The 14,539-nt window shown below is 64.7% G+C and carries 15 protein-coding genes; 6 read left to right on the plus strand and 9 right to left on the minus strand.

Annotation, left to right across the window (positions count from 1 at the left end; genetic code table 11):
- Positions 1-17: 17 nt before the first annotated feature.
- The gene (locus NKG59_RS02640) at positions 18-782 is read left to right on the plus strand and encodes a molybdate ABC transporter substrate-binding protein (RefSeq protein WP_253534966.1); all 765 of its coding nucleotides are present in this window, start codon (positions 18-20) and stop codon (positions 780-782) included.
- A 24-nt stretch (positions 783-806) separates the two neighbouring features.
- Here NKG59_RS02640 and NKG59_RS02645 read toward each other — a convergent pair whose 3' ends face one another.
- Positions 807-1,370 (minus strand): YbhB/YbcL family Raf kinase inhibitor-like protein, encoded by a 564-nt coding sequence (locus NKG59_RS02645; RefSeq protein WP_253534970.1) that lies wholly within the window; start codon positions 1,368-1,370, stop codon positions 807-809.
- 176 nt (positions 1,371-1,546) lie between these two features.
- Between NKG59_RS02645 and NKG59_RS02650 the strand changes: the two genes are divergently transcribed.
- Both NKG59_RS02650 and NKG59_RS02655 read left to right on the plus strand, forming a co-directional pair.
- The gene (locus tag NKG59_RS02650; protein ID WP_253534972.1) at positions 1,547-2,107 is read left to right on the plus strand and encodes a YggT family protein; all 561 of its coding nucleotides are present in this window, start codon (positions 1,547-1,549) and stop codon (positions 2,105-2,107) included.
- Between the two features lie 72 nt (positions 2,108-2,179).
- Entirely contained in the window at positions 2,180-2,362 is a 183-nt protein-coding gene (locus NKG59_RS02655) for a glycine zipper 2TM domain-containing protein (RefSeq protein WP_253534975.1), read from the plus strand.
- Positions 2,363-2,401: 39 nt separating this feature from the next.
- On the opposite strand, the gene NKG59_RS02660 is transcribed toward NKG59_RS02655, so the two are convergent.
- Positions 2,402-3,379: a GlxA family transcriptional regulator gene (locus NKG59_RS02660; RefSeq protein ID WP_253534977.1), complete on the minus strand. Its 978-nt coding sequence runs from the start codon at positions 3,377-3,379 to the stop codon at positions 2,402-2,404.
- A gap of 134 nt (positions 3,380-3,513) precedes the next feature.
- On the opposite strand from NKG59_RS02660, the gene NKG59_RS02665 reads away from it, so the two are divergent.
- Positions 3,514-4,173 (plus strand): cysteine hydrolase family protein, encoded by a 660-nt coding sequence (locus NKG59_RS02665; RefSeq protein ID WP_253534980.1) that lies wholly within the window; start codon positions 3,514-3,516, stop codon positions 4,171-4,173.
- 4 nt (positions 4,174-4,177) lie between these two features.
- Here NKG59_RS02665 and NKG59_RS02670 read toward each other — a convergent pair whose 3' ends face one another.
- Positions 4,178-4,726 (minus strand): hypothetical protein, encoded by a 549-nt coding sequence (locus NKG59_RS02670; protein ID WP_253534982.1) that lies wholly within the window; start codon positions 4,724-4,726, stop codon positions 4,178-4,180.
- Between the two features lie 352 nt (positions 4,727-5,078).
- Between NKG59_RS02670 and NKG59_RS02675 the strand changes: the two genes are divergently transcribed.
- Complete coding sequence (locus NKG59_RS02675) at positions 5,079-6,863, plus strand: IlvD/Edd family dehydratase (RefSeq protein ID WP_253534985.1); 1,785 nt, start codon at positions 5,079-5,081, stop codon at positions 6,861-6,863.
- A gap of 16 nt (positions 6,864-6,879) precedes the next feature.
- On the opposite strand, the gene NKG59_RS02680 is transcribed toward NKG59_RS02675, so the two are convergent.
- Positions 6,880-7,896, minus strand: coding sequence for a LacI family DNA-binding transcriptional regulator (locus NKG59_RS02680; protein WP_253534987.1), 1,017 nt, complete (start codon positions 7,894-7,896; stop codon positions 6,880-6,882).
- An 84-nt stretch (positions 7,897-7,980) separates the two neighbouring features.
- Positions 7,981-8,736: an IclR family transcriptional regulator gene (locus NKG59_RS02685; protein ID WP_253535678.1), complete on the minus strand. Its 756-nt coding sequence runs from the start codon at positions 8,734-8,736 to the stop codon at positions 7,981-7,983.
- A gap of 139 nt (positions 8,737-8,875) precedes the next feature.
- Between NKG59_RS02685 and NKG59_RS02690 the strand changes: the two genes are divergently transcribed.
- Positions 8,876-10,060, plus strand: a complete 1,185-nt coding sequence (locus NKG59_RS02690) for a fumarylacetoacetate hydrolase family protein (RefSeq protein WP_253534989.1) — start codon at positions 8,876-8,878, stop codon at positions 10,058-10,060.
- Here the strand turns inward: NKG59_RS02690 and NKG59_RS02695 are convergent.
- The 4 genes from NKG59_RS02695 to xylG are packed head-to-tail and all read right to left on the minus strand — an operon-like array spanning position 10,051 to position 14,526.
- Entirely contained in the window at positions 10,051-10,956 is a 906-nt protein-coding gene (locus tag NKG59_RS02695) for an SMP-30/gluconolactonase/LRE family protein (protein ID WP_253534991.1), read from the minus strand. The genes NKG59_RS02690 and NKG59_RS02695 overlap by 10 nt on opposite strands.
- On the minus strand, positions 10,953-11,720 hold the full coding sequence (gene xylB / locus NKG59_RS02700; protein WP_045201906.1) for a D-xylose 1-dehydrogenase: 768 nt from the start codon (positions 11,718-11,720) through the stop codon (positions 10,953-10,955). The genes NKG59_RS02695 and xylB overlap by 4 nt, the downstream gene beginning before the upstream one ends.
- Positions 11,721-11,767: 47 nt before the next feature.
- Positions 11,768-12,970 carry a sugar ABC transporter permease gene (locus NKG59_RS02705; RefSeq protein WP_253534993.1) on the minus strand — a complete coding sequence of 401 codons (1,203 nt, stop codon included), beginning with the start codon at positions 12,968-12,970 and terminating at the stop codon, positions 11,768-11,770.
- A complete protein-coding gene (gene xylG / locus NKG59_RS02710; RefSeq protein ID WP_253534996.1) occupies positions 12,967-14,526 on the minus strand; it encodes a D-xylose ABC transporter ATP-binding protein in 1,560 nt (519 codons plus the stop codon). Before xylG ends, NKG59_RS02705 begins: the two co-directional genes overlap by 4 nt.
- Positions 14,527-14,539 lie beyond the last annotated feature (13 nt).

A 14,539-nucleotide genomic window follows, 5' to 3' on the forward strand; every position in this document is an offset into this window, starting at 1 on the left:
GTGAACGGAGCTGCATCGTGATTTCGAGAATCCCGTTTCTGGCGGCGCTCTTCGCGCTGTGCATCGCCGGCCCGGCGCACGCGGCAGACCTCAGCGTCCTCACGGCCGGGGCATTCCGGCCCGTGCTGGATGCGCTGGCGCCGTCTATCGAACGCACAGCCGATGTCCATCTGATCATTACGAACGGCACCGCAGGCGAACTGCTCAAGCGCATTCAAGACGGCGAAGCCTTCGACGTGGCGATCCTGCCGGAGCGCCTGGCAATGACGCTCAGCGCATCCGGCAATCTGGCGCCCCCGCTCAGCAACGTGGCGCGCGTCGGTATTGGCGTGGCGGTGCCCGAGGGCGCCCCCAGGCCCGATATCTCGACGGTCGAGCAGTTCAGACAGACCTTGCTGGCGGCGCCTTCGGTGGCGTATCTGGACCCGGCTGCAGGTGGATCGTCGGGCGTGTATCTCTCGAAACTCTTCGAGACACTTGGCATTGCACAGGCGATTGCGCCCAAGGCGGTGCGCGTTCACGGCGGGTTGGTAGGCACCCGGCTTGTCGATGGGCAAGCCGCGCTGGCCATCCACCAGATCAGCGAACTGCTTGCGGTGCCGCGCATCCAGTACGTCGGGCCATTGCCCGCGGCCGTTCAGAACTACACCGTGTATACGGCGGCCGTGAGTGCCCATGTGAAGAACCTTGCGGGCGCACAGAAACTGATCCAGGCGCTGCATGGCAAGGACGCCTCCGCCTTGCTCGAGCGCAAAGGCATGGAGCCGGCCGCGCCGCAGTAAACGCAGGCGGCCAGCGTCGTCACGTCAAAAGTTGCCGAACCGGCCAATCCAGGCAGCGACGCCCTTGCTATGCCCCTTGATGGCCGCATCCAGTTCAGCACGCGTGAGCCCATTGGGCAGCGCGTCGGGCGCCAGATCCGTGGCGATCAGCAGGAAAACGTAGTGATGCATGCCAGTGCCCTTGGGCGGACACGGCCCGAGGTAGGCCGGCTTGCCGATGGCGTTCTGGCCCATGCGCAAGGCACCGCCGGTGCCGGCACCTTCCGGCAGGCTCGTCTGCGTCATGGGGATGCCGTAGGCCATCCAGTGGTTCACGCCCAGGCCGCCCGCGCCCTGCGGGTCGGAGGCGATCAGCACGAGGCTGTTGGTGCCGGTGGGCACGTTGGACCAGTGCAGCGGCGGCGAGATGTTGTCTCCCGTGCAGTTGGCGTTGGCGGGGTTCTTGCCGGCGTATTTGCGGTCCATGACGCCGTTGTCGGCAAACGCGGGGGACTCGACGGTAAACGTGGTGTCAGCCTGCGCATACACATGCGGCACGGCCGACAGGCACGCCAGCGACAACAACGCGCGAAACAGGGTTGGCTTCAAGGCAGGTCTCCTGGCAGGAAAGACGGCGAACGGGCACCACAATACGCGAATGCGCCGCCCGTGCGCAGAGGCGCCGCCGCACAGATGGCCGTCAGATTGCCGTGCGACAATACCGCGCCCCAGCGCAGCGTTTGCCGCGCGCTCTTGCCTGACCTGACCATAGGAGAACCGGACGCATGTTCGGCAATATCACGCGTTTTCTGCTCGACACGATCTTCTCGCTCTTTGGCGCGGCACTGCTGTTGCGCGCCTGGACGCAAGCGGTGCGGCTGTCGCCGCGCAATCCGTTGTCGCAGGCGATCTTCCAGTTGACCGGCTGGCTGGTGCACCCGCTGCGCCGCGTGATTCCGGCCACGGGCTATATCGATTGGTCGTCGCTGGTGGCGGCCTATGCCACCGCGCTTGTGTATCTGTTCCTGCTGCTGGCATCGGTGGGCGTGAGCCCGATGGCGCTCGTGCCGATGGGCTTTGTGGCGGCGCTCTTTACGGTGCTCAAGTGGGCGTTCAACGTGCTGGTGTGGGTGACCATTGCGTCGGCCGTGCTGTCATGGATGGGGCCGGCATCGCCCATGGGCGCGGTGCTCAACACGCTGGTCGACCCGCTATTGCGCCCGATCCGCCGCGTGGTGCCGCCGCTGGGTGGCCGGCTCGATCTGTCTCCGCTGATCCTGCTGGTGATTGCGCAGGTGATCGTGATCGCGCTGTCGCATCTGTCGCTCTCGCCATTGTTCATGTGAGCGCGGCACGCGCCTTGCTCGACTGAGGGATATGCCGGCCGCTGCATCTAGCCGGCACCTCAGGAGGACATCATGAACGCATGGAAAACAGCGCTGGTCTGCGCGATTGCCGCGCTGGCTCCCACGCTCACGGCGTGTACGGCAGGCGGCGCAGTGGCAGGCGGTGTGGCCGGCCATGAAATCACGCATAGCACGGCCGGGACGATCGGGGGTGCCGCAGCCGGCGCCGTCATCGGCCACGAGCTGAGCAAGTAACCGAGTAATCAACACAGCGGCCGACCAGCCGCTTTTTTTTCAGGTTTGCGCAAACAAGGCGCGGTAGGCGCTGGGTGACGTGTGATACGTCCGGCTGAAATGCTGCCGCAGCGATACCGCACTGCCGAACCCGGCCAGTTGCGCAATCGCTTCGACCGGCTGGCGTGTGGTCTCAAGCATGCGCTGCGCATAGGCCAGACGCTGCCCCAGCAACCATTGGCCGACGGTGGTGCCCGTCAACTCACGAAAGCGCCGCGTGAAATTGCGGCGGCTCATCGCCGCGCGCTCCGCCAGCGAGTCGAGCGAATGCGGCTCCGCCAGATTGGCCACCGTCCAGTTCAACAGGTCCGACAGGCGATCGCCGCCGGGCGCATCGTGCAGCGGTTGCTCGATGTATTGCGCCTGGCCGCCCTGCCGGTGAGGCGCCACCACCAGCCGCCGTGCAATCCGGTTGGCCACCTCCGCGCCATGCCAGCGGCGCACCAGGTGCAAGCAGCAATCCAGCCCGGCGGCGGTGCCTGCGGATGTCACCAGCCGGCCGTCAGCAGCGTCCAGATACAGCACATCCGGCACAAGCTTCACGCGCGGGTAGCGCTGTGAAAACGCATCGGCGGCGCTCCAGTGCGTGGTTGCCTCACGGCCGTCGAGCACGCCAGCTTCAGCCAGCACAAACGCCCCCAGGCACAGGCCGACCACCGTGGCACCGCGCGCGTAGGCATCGCGCACCGCATTCACCATGGGCGCCGGCGGCCGCTCTTGCGTATCGCGCCATGACGGGACGATCAGCACGTCGGCGCGGGCAGCGTCTTCGAGTGTGAAATCGGTCTGCACGGCAAACCCGGCTGTGGTGCGCAGGCCGCCCTTCCTGGCCGGCTCCCCCGCACAGATGCGCAGGTTGTAAGACGGCAGCCCCGCCCAGATGCGGTCTTCAAACACAAGGCACGGCACAGACAGGTGAAACGGGCTGATGTCGTTGAAGGCCAGAACGGCGATTTCCTGAGGCTGCTGCGTTTGCATACGGGCTCCGCGCTTTGGCCCGATTCTTTCGATAAACGTCTTCCGGGCCACTGTCGGGAAGGATAGACATTCGCGAAGATGCTGTCCACGGGCTCACGCAAATGCGTGACCCAACCGACCTTGAGGAGTCAGCCATGTCCACGAACAATGCCCCGAAGCGCGCCCTGATCGTCATCGATGTGCAGAACGAATACTTCACCGGCGGCCTGCCGATCGAGTATCCGGACCCCCAGCAGACTGTGGCCAACGTTGGCGCCGCCATGGATGCGGCACGCGAGGCCGGCATTCCGGTGATCGTCGTGCAGCAGACCTCGCCGGCCAGCTCGCCGCTGTTTGCCATCGACACCGATGGCTGGCAACTGCACCCGGTGGTGGCATCGCGCCCGCACGATCACTATCTGCGCAAGCTGCTGCCCAGCGCCTATCCGGAGACGGACCTGGCGCAATGGCTGGAAGCACGCGGCATCGATACGCTGGCCGTGGTCGGCTACATGACGCACAACTGCGACGCGTCCACGATCAACCATGCCCTGCACAACGGCACGGCGGTGGAGTTCCTTCACGATGCATCAGGCGCCGTGCCGTATCAGAACCAAGCCGGCTTTGCGAGTGCGGAAGAGATCCACCGCGTGTTCAGCGTGGTGCTGCAATCGCGCTTTGCGGCGGTGATGTCGACCCAGGAATGGGTGCACAGCGTGAAGACCGGCGCGGTGCCGGTGCGCGACAACATCTATAAGTCGAATCAGCGGGCGCGCGGGCTGCTCAAGGATGAAGTGGCGCAACAGGCAGCCTGACCGTTCAGCCGGCCGCCCCCTCTTCGGCCGGCAAAAACCCACGGAACGATACTTCCACCTGCTCCACCATCGACGCCGATGTGGCTTCGCGCAGGGCCGCCAGCAACGCATCGAACGCGCTTTCCACGGAGGCGCGGTCGGTGGCCTCGACCAGGCGCTGGCGGATCGGGTGCTCAGCCGAGCTGAACGTGCGCGCCGCAATGTCCATGAGATACATGCGCGCCGCCGCCAGCGAACGCTTGCGTGCCGGTGCGGCAGGCGCACCCGCCTTGGGTGCAGTAGATGCCTCGGGCTGCGGCTCGGCCACCTGAACGAAAACGGGCTCGCCGGCAACATCGGTTGCGCTCTGAATGAGCCCAGCCTGCATCAGCTCGAACACGGCCTGCGCCTCCAGGCCTAGCTGACCGGCACGCACGGCAAGGTCCTCGCCCGTGGCGTGGCCATCCACCATGATCAGCAGCGCTCGGCTTGAGCGACTAAGCGCGCCGTTGCGCGTGGCAATTTCACGGCGCCCCGCGTCTGTTTTTTCGAATCGTGCAGATAACGCCCGCATGGCAGCCCCCTATCCTCGCCCGAAGATCGGCACAACATAGGGCGGCTTGTTTGCAGAATCGTGAAACCGGGGCGGCTTCCCCTCGATGGCACACGGCAAACGCTTGCACTCAGGTGGATGTCGGCAAATCCAGACACCCTCCCCTGAAGTGGGGCTGACAACGCGCACGCATCGTTGATACGGCCGGGGCCGGCATGGCCTGACGCTGCATCGCCGGCCCGCTATTGCCTGCGCGTTCTTCCAGCTCTACTATTAGTTGTTACCGGTACCAAAATCCAGCTGAACACTTCCGGAAACCACCCCGCCGATTCCCCGCAGAGGGAACCCTGCCCCACATAACAACCGAGACACCATGCCCGCCCAACCTCCACGCAGACTGCGCAGCCAGCTTTGGTTCGACGATCCGAGCCACGCCGACATGACTGCCCTCTATGTCGAACGCTTCATGAACTACGGCCTGACGCGCGAAGAGCTGCAGTCGGGCCGGCCGATCATCGGCATTGCCCAAACGGGTAACGACTTGGCGCCGTGCAACCGGCACCACCTGGAACTGGCGCAGCGTGTGAAGGCCGGCATACGCGACGCGGGCGGCATCCCGATGGAGTTTCCGGTTCACCCGCTTGCAGAGCAAAGCCGCCGCCCGACCGCCGCGCTCGATCGCAACCTCGCCTATCTCGGGCTGGTCGAGATCCTGCACGGCTTCCCGCTTGACGGCGTTGTGCTGACGACCGGTTGCGACAAGACCACACCCGCCTGCCTGATGGCCGCCGCCACGGTCGACCTGCCGGCAATCGTCCTGTCTGGCGGGCCGATGCTGGACGGCTGGCACGAGGGCAAACGGGTCGGCTCCGGCACCGTCATCTGGCATGCGCGCAACCGGCTGGCCGCCGGCGACATCGACTACGAAGGCTTCATGGAGCTGACCACCGCATCGTCACCGTCGATCGGCCACTGCAACACGATGGGCACCGCGCTTTCGATGAACAGCCTGGCCGAAGCGCTGGGCATGTCGCTGCCCGGGTGCGCCAGCATTCCGGCGGCGTATCGGGAGCGTGGCCAGATGGCCTACGCCACCGGCAAGCGCATCGTCGACTTGGTGCACGAAGACATCCGGCCCTCGAAGATCATGACGCGCGCGGCGTTTGAAAACGCCATCATGGTGGCCTCGGCGCTTGGCGCGTCCACCAATTGCCCGCCTCACCTCATCGCCATTGCGCGCCACATGGGCCTGGAACTGAGCCTCGAAGACTGGCAGCGCCACGGAGAATCGGTTCCGCTTCTGGTGAACTGCATGCCGGCAGGCGAATACCTGGGTGAGAGCTTCCACCGCTCGGGCGGCGTGCCGGCCGTGTTGCGCCAGCTCAGCGCGGGCGGCTTGCTGCGGCGCGATTGCCCCACCGTGTCGGGCCGCGCGATCGGCGCGATTGCGGATGCCGCCCCCGACGCCGACCGCGATGTGATTTTTCCTGTGGACGCACCGCTCAAGCACCGCGCAGGGTTCATCGTGCTGTCGGGCAATTTCTTTGACAGCGCCATCATGAAGATGTCGGTGGTGGGCGAGGCATTCCGGCAGACCTACCTGAGCGAACCCGGCGCGGAAAACGTCTTCGAGACGCGAGCGATCGTCTTCGATGGCCCGGAGGACTATCACGCCCGCATCAACGATCCGGCCCTCGCCATTGACGAGCGATGCATCCTCGTCATCCGTGGCTGCGGAACGGTCGGCTATCCGGGCAGCGCCGAGGTCGTCAACATGGCGCCGCCGGCAGCGCTCGTCAAGCAAGGAATCGAATCGCTGCCGTGCATGGGCGATGGCCGGCAGAGCGGCACCTCCGCAAGCCCATCCATCTTGAACATGTCTCCGGAGGCGGCTGTGGGTGGCGGCCTCGCACTATTGCGCACCGGCGACCGCATCCGTGTGGACCTCAATGCGCGCAAGGTCGATGTGCTGATCGACGCGGAAGAGCTTGAACGCCGCCGTGAAAGCGCAACGTTCAGCGTGCCGCAGTCGCAAACGCCTTGGCAGGAAATCTATCGGAAGTTTGTCGGGCAGCTTTCAACGGGCGGATGCCTGGAGCCGGCAACGCTGTATCTGAATGTCATCGAGACGCGGGGCAATCCACGGCACTCGCATTGAGGCAGGAAGCTGCCGGCTATGCGCTCTCGCGCTCGACAACGCTGAAGTCGATGTGCGAGAGCTTGCGCGCGCTCGTGGCCTCGCCCACGCCGAGCGCATCGAGCAAGACCTCGCCCGTGCGCAGCCCAATGCCATAGGCATCGACGGAGATCGTCGTGATGGTCGGGTGGCAACACCACGCGACTTCAAAATTGCCGAAGCCCGCAACAGCGATGTCGCCGGGCACCGTCAGGCCGCGCCGGTGGCATTCCATGATGGCGCCGAATGCGGACATGTCGCTCACGCACATCACGGCATCGGTGTCCGGCCAGGCTTCCAGCAAGGCGGCCATGGCGGGCCCGCCGTGGCTCATGGTGATGGGCGAGTCGCCCAGGCGGATCACGCGCGGCTCGCCAAGGCCAAGCGCCTTGATTCCGCTCACGTATCCACGCATGCGGTCGGTACCGCGCCGGTCCAGCTCGCTTGCGCCGCACAGGAAACCGATGCGCCGGTAGCCCCGCGCATGCAGGTGGCGCAGCATCGCGAGCGACGCCTTGGCGTTCGAGAACCCGACCGCCCTATCGATCGGGCGCTCAGGCAGATCCCACATCTCGACAATGGGGATGCCGGCGCGCTCCAGTAGCGCGCGCGTGCCTGCACTGTGGTGGCGCCCGGTCAATGCAATGCCGCGCGGCTGATGGCGCAGAAGCGACTTCACCAGCGCCTCTTCCTGGTCGAGGTGGTAATCGGTGTCACCCAGCAGCAATTGCAGGCCATGTGGCGCAAGCGCATCCGTCAGCCCGCGCACGGTGTCGGCAAAGTTGGAACTGGCCAGCGAAGGCACCAGAGCGGCGACGAACTCCGACCGGCCGCTCGACAGCATCCCGGCCGCGGCCGTAGCGACGTAACCGAGTGCGTCGATCGCCTGCTGCACGCGCGCGCGGGTCTCGGGCGACACGCTTCCGCCTGCCAGCACCCGCGATACCGTCATCTTCGACACGCCGGCCGCGCGCGCAACATCGGCCATGCGAGGGGGTGTGGTGCCGGTGGTCATTGGGAAACGCCTACGCGCAAGGGGAAGAGGAAAGAGAAAGAGGAGTGGCGATCATAGCGGAACCGGCCGTGATGCAGCCGGGCGCTACGCCTGCGTCAGCGCGCGGCCGATGCGGTCCGCCATCCCCGCAACACCAACAACGAGACGCTTTTCCCTGCGCGCGTCCAGCCGGCTGATGGGCACGCTGGAACTCACGGCAACGTGCTTTCCCAGCGGCGTGACGCCGACGAACGCCGCAAAGCAGGCCAGCCCCGCCACCACCTCCTCACGCTCCGTCGCCAGCCCCCGCACGCGAATGCTCTCGAGCTCGTGGAGGAGATCGGCCCGGCGCGTGGTCGTGCGCTCCGTCATGGCGGCCAGACGGGCAGGCAGGAGCGCGCGCACCGCTTCGTCATCCAGGCTGGCGAGAAGCGCCTTGCCCAGCGCGCAGCAATGCGCCGGCAAGCGCAGGCCGACATCCGATACCAGACGAACCGGCCGCGGCGCATCCTCCCGCGCGATGTACACGACTTCCGCGCCGTCGAGCACGGCAAGCTGGACGACTTCGTTGTGTGTGGCCACGAAGGCGGCGGATTCGCGCCGGAACGCTGCCAACAAGCTGTCATGGCGGAAATAGGCGTTACCCAGCTCAAACAAGGTCAAGCCGATCAGATAGCCATCGGCCCGCTTTTCGATCCAGCGGCGCTTTTCGAGCGACTCCAGCAGCAGGTACAGCGTGCTTCTGGACATGCCCGTCGCCTGCGCCAATGCGGCCGGCCGGACGGGAGACGTCGCCGCGCAAAGTATTTCCAGCACGTCATGTATGCGCTTGAGTGCTGGCACCTCGTAATCTGTCTTCACTGGAAAGCTACTCCGCTCATGATTGGCTCGATTGTCCAACAAGTTGGAAATTACGTCACCGTGTTGGACACCCCGAACCGCCATCTCTACGATCACGCGGGTTCCTTGGCAACAAGGGTGTCCAATTTACGGAGTGCACATGACCGCCATCGCCAACTATTTGCCGCACGATCTGGAGCAGTCAACGCTCGTTGGTCGTGTCTGGCGTACGACCGCCAACGGCGCGGGGCCATCTGTCGTGGTGGTGCGCAACGGTGTCGTGTTCGACATCACGGAAGCCGTGCCAACGGTGGCAGATCTGTTCGAGCATCCTGACGCACTGGCCGTGGCCCGGCAGGCTCCGGGGGAAAACCTGGGCCGCGTCGAAGCGCTTGTCGAACGCTCGCTGGCTGCTGATCGTGCGAACAACGCGCCGACCCTGCTTGCGCCGAACGACCTCCAGGCAATCAAGGCCTGCGGTGTGACGTTCGCGGTCAGCCTGATCGAGCGCGTGATCGAAGAACAGGCTGGCGGGGATCCGGCCAAGGCCCGCGACGTGCGCGAGTCGATCGTCGGCGTGGTGGGCTCGGACCTCTCCAAGATCAAGCCCGGCTCCGAAGCGGCCATGCGGCTCAAGGAAGAGCTGCAGCGACGGGGCGCATGGTCGCAATACATTGAAGTCGGTATCGGCCCCGATGCGGAAGTGTTCTCCAAATCGCAGCCGATGTCGGCAGTCGGGTTCGGCGCCGACGTGGGCTTGCATCCGGCCTCGCGCTGGAACAACCCGGAGCCGGAGATCGTGCTTGCGGTCAGCAGCGCCGGCCATGTCGTCGGGGCAGCGCTCGGCAACGACGTGAACCTACGCGACATCGAAGGGCGCTCCGCATTGCTGCTGGGCAAATGCAAGGACAACAACGGCTCCTGCGCGATCGGCCCGTTTGTGCGCCTGTTTGACGAGCACTTCACGATCGACACGATTCGCGCGACGCAGGTATCGCTGCGTGTTGAAGGCGCCGACGACGGCTTCACGCTCGACGGCTTAAGCCACATGAGCGAGATCAGCCGCGACCCGCTCGACCTCGTCACCCAGACCTGCGGACCGCATCATCAATACCCGGACGGCTTCATGCTGTTCCTCGGCACGATGTTCTCGCCGATCAAGGATCGCGACGCACCGGGTGCCGGCTTCACGCACCACCTCGGCGACCGCGTAACGATCAGCGCGCCTGCACTCGGCGCGCTCGTCAACACGGTGCGCCTGTCGACAGAGATCGCGCCGTGGACGTTCGGTGTCCGCGCCCTGTACCGCAACCTGGCAGCACGCGGGCTCGTCCGTCAGGATTGATCGGTCATCGCAGCGGAAAAGTTCACGGCAGAGTCCGTGGAAGGCCGCCCCTTGACCGGCGCGCGAAACGCGAACAATCCGCCGGCAAGCGACTCCTTCTGCAACGCCTCGTCCGACAGCCCCTTTCGGGCGGTGGTTGCATAGACCGTCTGCAAGTCATCGCCGCCAAATGCGAGCTTGGTGATGTTGGAACACGGAAAGTCGACGCGCCCGATGCATCGGCCGTCGGGCGAGAACCGCTCGATCCGTCCTCCGCCGAACAGCGCGACCCACACGCACCCTTCCTCGTCGACGGCCATGCCGTCCGGGTGGCCGGTGCCCTCAATCGAGGTGAAGACGCGCTTGCGTTGCAGGCTGCCGTCGTCGCCAAGGTCGAAGGCATAGACCACACGCTGCAAGGTATCGGTGTGATACAACGTGCGGCCGTCCGGGCTCGTGGTCGGGCCATTCGTGATCACGTAGCCTGAGTCGCGCACGCTCAGCCGGCCATCCAGACCGACGCGGTAGAGCTGCCCGCTGGGCTCGGATTCCCCATCGTCCATCGAGCCAAACCACAGTGCCCCGGTGCGATCGACAAAGCCGTCGTTCAGACGGTTTCCCGGCTGATCGGTTTCGACCGGCAACACGCGACTGAAGCTGCCCGTTGCAAACGCGAACCGGTAGAGGCCACCTTGCACGCCACAGATCCAATTGCCGTCAACGCTGGGCAGCGCAAAGCCGATCTGGCCGGGTGCGATCCAGCTGCGGCGCACAGCGGTATCGGGGTCATATCGGTAGAGCCGTCGGCCTTTGATATCGACAAAGACCAAGCAGCGCGACGCCGCGTGCCACACCGCGCCTTCACCGAGCGTTGCGCCTACGCGCCAGACGCATTCCGGAATGATCGGTGCCGTCATCCGCCGTACCACCCGGCATCGACAAAGTACTCACGCGCCGTGCAACGCGCGGCATCGTCCGATGCAAGAAACAGCGCCATTCGGGCTACGTGTTCCGGCTCGACACGCTCATGCAGGCATTGCTCGGCCAGCAGCTTGGCTTCGCTCTCGGGCGATTGCCAAAGTGCCATCTGCCGAGGCGTGCGGACCGCGCCGGGCACGATGCAATTGACGCGAATGCCGAATCCGCCAAGGTCGCGCGCGAGCCCACGCGTCAGGCCTTCAATGCCGGCCTTGGCCGTCATGTAGATAGCGAGGTCCGGTTGGGCAAGATGCCACGAGATGGACCCGAGGTTCAGGATCACACCACGCCCCAGCTTCTTCATGCCGGGCAGCACGGCTTGCGCGCAGAAGAACTGATGGCGCAGGTTCACCTCGATGCGGTTGTCCCAATAGGCTTGCGACACCGTTCCGATCTGATGGCGGTCATCATTTGCGGCGTTGTTGATCAGGACTTCGATGGGGCCGGATTCGGCTTCAATGCCTGAGAACGTGGCGTTCAGCGCATCGACATCGCGCAGATCGCAGTAGCGAAAGACCGGCGGATGCACGCACTCGCCCAGCGACGCCGCCAGCGCTTCTGAGTCCGCACGCGCAATATCCAGAAACGTAACGCGCGCCCCCTGTTTGGCAAAGCCTTCGACGATGGCAGCACCAATGCCGCTACCGCCGCCGGTAATCACAACGTTCTTGTTAACAAGGCTCGGATAAATCGCATAAGACATAGGAGATTCCAGTTACAGCAAAAAGAGATAAAGCCCGCAGCGCTGGTTCAGCGACGGCCGGAGCGCGAGATGACGTCCACCCAGACGGCCAGAACGAGGATGCCGCCCTTGACGATCATCTGCCAGTACGCGTCGACGTCGAGCATGGACATGCCGTTGTCGAGGCTGGCCATGACCAGCGCGCCGACCAGCGCACCGTAGACCGTGCCCGCGCCGCCGCGCATTGACGTGCCGCCGATAAAGCAGGCCGCGATAGCATCCAACTCGCCCATCGTCCCGGCGGACGGTGAGCCCGCAGCGAGCCGCGCCGTATTGACGATGCCGGCAAACGCGCACATCAGGCCCATGAGCCCGAAGATGGCCAGCTTCACGCGATCGGTATTGATGCCCGACAGGCGCGTGGCCTCCAGGTTCGAACCCACGGAGTAGATACGGCGCCCGAATACCGTCTGGCTGGCAATCCACGAAAAAATGCCCAGCAGCGCCAGAACGAGGAGAACCGGCACCGGGATGCCGCCATAGCTGTTGAGCGTGGCGACAAACGCAACGATGACCGCGCCCGCCGCAATCAACTTGGCGACGTCTTGCCATAGCGGTGCGACATCGAGTTCATAGCGGCGGTGCTCACGCCGCTGTCGGATCACCACGAAGATCAACAGGCAGAAGATCAGCACTGCCATCAGGTCACCCACCCGGCGCGGCAGGTAGCCCTGGCCGATCAGCACGAAGCTGTCCGACACCGGCGCAATCGTCGAGCCATGTGTGAGGCCGAGCAGAATGCCGCGATACGCGAGCATGCCGCCCAGACCAACGATGAAGGACGGAACGCCCCGGTAGGTTGACCACCATCCGTTGAACAAACCCATGGCCACGCCGAGCAACAGCACCACAGGCACCGTCGCCACAATTGGCCAACCCAGTCCTTGATCCAGGATGGCAGCCACGCCGCCAAGCAAGCCCAACAGCGAACCGACCGAGAGATCGATCTCGCCCGCGATGATGACGAACACCATCCCACAGGCCAGCATCCCCGTGATCGACATCTGCCGCAGCAGATTGGAGAGATTGCGTGCCGACGTAAACGCACCGTCGGTCAGCATCGAAAAGAACAGCCAGATCGCGGCCACGGCGATCAGCAACGCCAGGATCTTGTAGCGTGCGAAGAGTTGCCTCAGGCGCTGGGTTGCCTTGAGCGTGCTACGCGAAGGGTCCACCCCGCCGGCGGCTTGTGGGCTCGTCTGAGAAGTCATGCGTGGCCTACCTGATGAAAAGTGGATGCGTGCCGCACCGGTTGAATGGCTGCGGTCAGAATGTGTTCCTGCGTCAGCCCGTCGTTCACGAAGTCGCCACGCAGCTCGCCCTCGCCGATCACCAGCACGCGATCCGAAATGCCGAGCACTTCGGGCAGTTCCGATGAAATGACGATGATGGCCATGCCGCGTTTGGCCAGGTCACCGATGAGCTTGTAGATCTCGTACTTTGCTCCGACATCCACGCCGCGCGTCGGCTCGTCCAGAATCAGGACGCGCGGCTCGGTGAGCAGCATTCGCGTGAGGACGGCCTTTTGCTGATTGCCGCCCGACAGGCTGGCAATCGGCAGCATCGGATGCGCGGCACGTACGGCAAGCCGGCGCATCTCCTTGCGGATCGTGTCGAGTTCGGCCGCGCCGTCAATGCGGCCGAGACGCGAAAAACGCTGGAGGACGGCAAGCGTGATGTTGTGTCCGACACTCATCAGCGAGACGATGCCGTGACGTTTGCGGTCTTCCGGCACCATCGCAATGCCCGCACGAATGGCGTCAAGCGGCGCCCGGACTTTCAACGGTTTTCCGTCAAGTACGAGTTCCACCTCACTGGCGCCTTCATACGCGCCAAAAACCGCCTGCATCAGCTCGGTTCGCCCTGCCCCAACCAGCCCCGCCACGCCAAGAATTTCACCCCGCCGCACCGAGAAGGACACATCATCGACCCGCTTGCGAGTCGGGTTGTTCGCGTCGTAGCACGTCACATTGCGCGCCTCGAAAACAACCTCCCCGATGGGATGGGGTTCGCGCGGGAACAGTTGCGTAATCTCGCGCCCGACCATCTGCGCGATGATGCGGTCGGTGGTCAGGTCGTGCATCGGTGCGGTCGACACATGGCGGCCGTCACGGATGACGGTGACCGTGTCACACACCGCTTCCACCTCGTCGAGCTTATGCGAGATGTAGACACACGCAATGCCGCGCGCCTTCAGATCGCGCACGATATCGAGCAGGATGCGCGTTTCAGCCGCCGTAAGCGACGACGATGGCTCGTCCAGAATCAGCAGCTTCGCGCGCTTGTTGAGCGCCTTGGCGATCTCAATCAATTGCTGATGGCCGCCGCCGTAGTGCATCACGGGCAACGCGACATTGATGCCCCGGATGTTCAGGTCACGCAGCAGCTTGTCTGCGCCCTGGTACATGGCCGCGTAGTTCATGCGGCCGCCGGGCAGCGTGATCTCGTTGCCGAGATAGATGTTCTCAGCCACCGACAATTCCGGCACCAGCATCAGTTCCTGGTGGATGATGACGATGCCCGCCCGCTCGGTGTCGCGAATACCGCTCGCGTGGAGCGGCTGCCCCTCCCAGAGGATTTCGCCATCCCAGGTTCCGCTCGGGTAGACGCCGGAGAGCACCTTCATGAGCGTTGATTTTCCGGCGCCGTTCTCGCCGCACAGGCCGACACACTCGCCGGGCCTTACGACCAGGTTGATACCGTCGAGCGCCTTCACACCGTCAAACGTCTTGACGATGCCGCGCATCTGCAACAGAGGTTCAGACATGCCTCGTCCTTGA

It is taken from the genome of Ralstonia chuxiongensis (assembly GCF_024158925.1).
Classification (GTDB): domain Bacteria; phylum Pseudomonadota; class Gammaproteobacteria; order Burkholderiales; family Burkholderiaceae; genus Ralstonia; species Ralstonia chuxiongensis.

Coding starts and splice junctions, on each gene's coding strand:
- NKG59_RS02650 (WP_253534972.1), top strand. CDS start 1,547: ATGTTCGGCAATATCACGCGTTTTCTGCTCGACACGATCTTCTCGCTC.
- NKG59_RS02655 (WP_253534975.1), top strand. CDS start 2,180: ATGAACGCATGGAAAACAGCGCTGGTCTGCGCGATTGCCGCGCTGGCT.
- NKG59_RS02660 (WP_253534977.1), bottom strand. CDS start 3,379: ATGCAAACGCAGCAGCCTCAGGAAATCGCCGTTCTGGCCTTCAACGAC.
- NKG59_RS02665 (WP_253534980.1), top strand. CDS start 3,514: ATGTCCACGAACAATGCCCCGAAGCGCGCCCTGATCGTCATCGATGTG.
- NKG59_RS02670 (WP_253534982.1), bottom strand. CDS start 4,726: ATGCGGGCGTTATCTGCACGATTCGAAAAAACAGACGCGGGGCGCCGT.
- NKG59_RS02675 (WP_253534985.1), top strand. CDS start 5,079: ATGCCCGCCCAACCTCCACGCAGACTGCGCAGCCAGCTTTGGTTCGAC.
- NKG59_RS02680 (WP_253534987.1), bottom strand. CDS start 7,896: ATGACCACCGGCACCACACCCCCTCGCATGGCCGATGTTGCGCGCGCG.
- NKG59_RS02690 (WP_253534989.1), top strand. CDS start 8,876: ATGACCGCCATCGCCAACTATTTGCCGCACGATCTGGAGCAGTCAACG.
- NKG59_RS02695 (WP_253534991.1), bottom strand. CDS start 10,956: ATGACGGCACCGATCATTCCGGAATGCGTCTGGCGCGTAGGCGCAACG.
- xylB (WP_045201906.1), bottom strand. CDS start 11,720: ATGTCTTATGCGATTTATCCGAGCCTTGTTAACAAGAACGTTGTGATT.
- NKG59_RS02705 (WP_253534993.1), bottom strand. CDS start 12,970: ATGACTTCTCAGACGAGCCCACAAGCCGCCGGCGGGGTGGACCCTTCG.
- xylG (WP_253534996.1), bottom strand. CDS start 14,526: ATGTCTGAACCTCTGTTGCAGATGCGCGGCATCGTCAAGACGTTTGAC.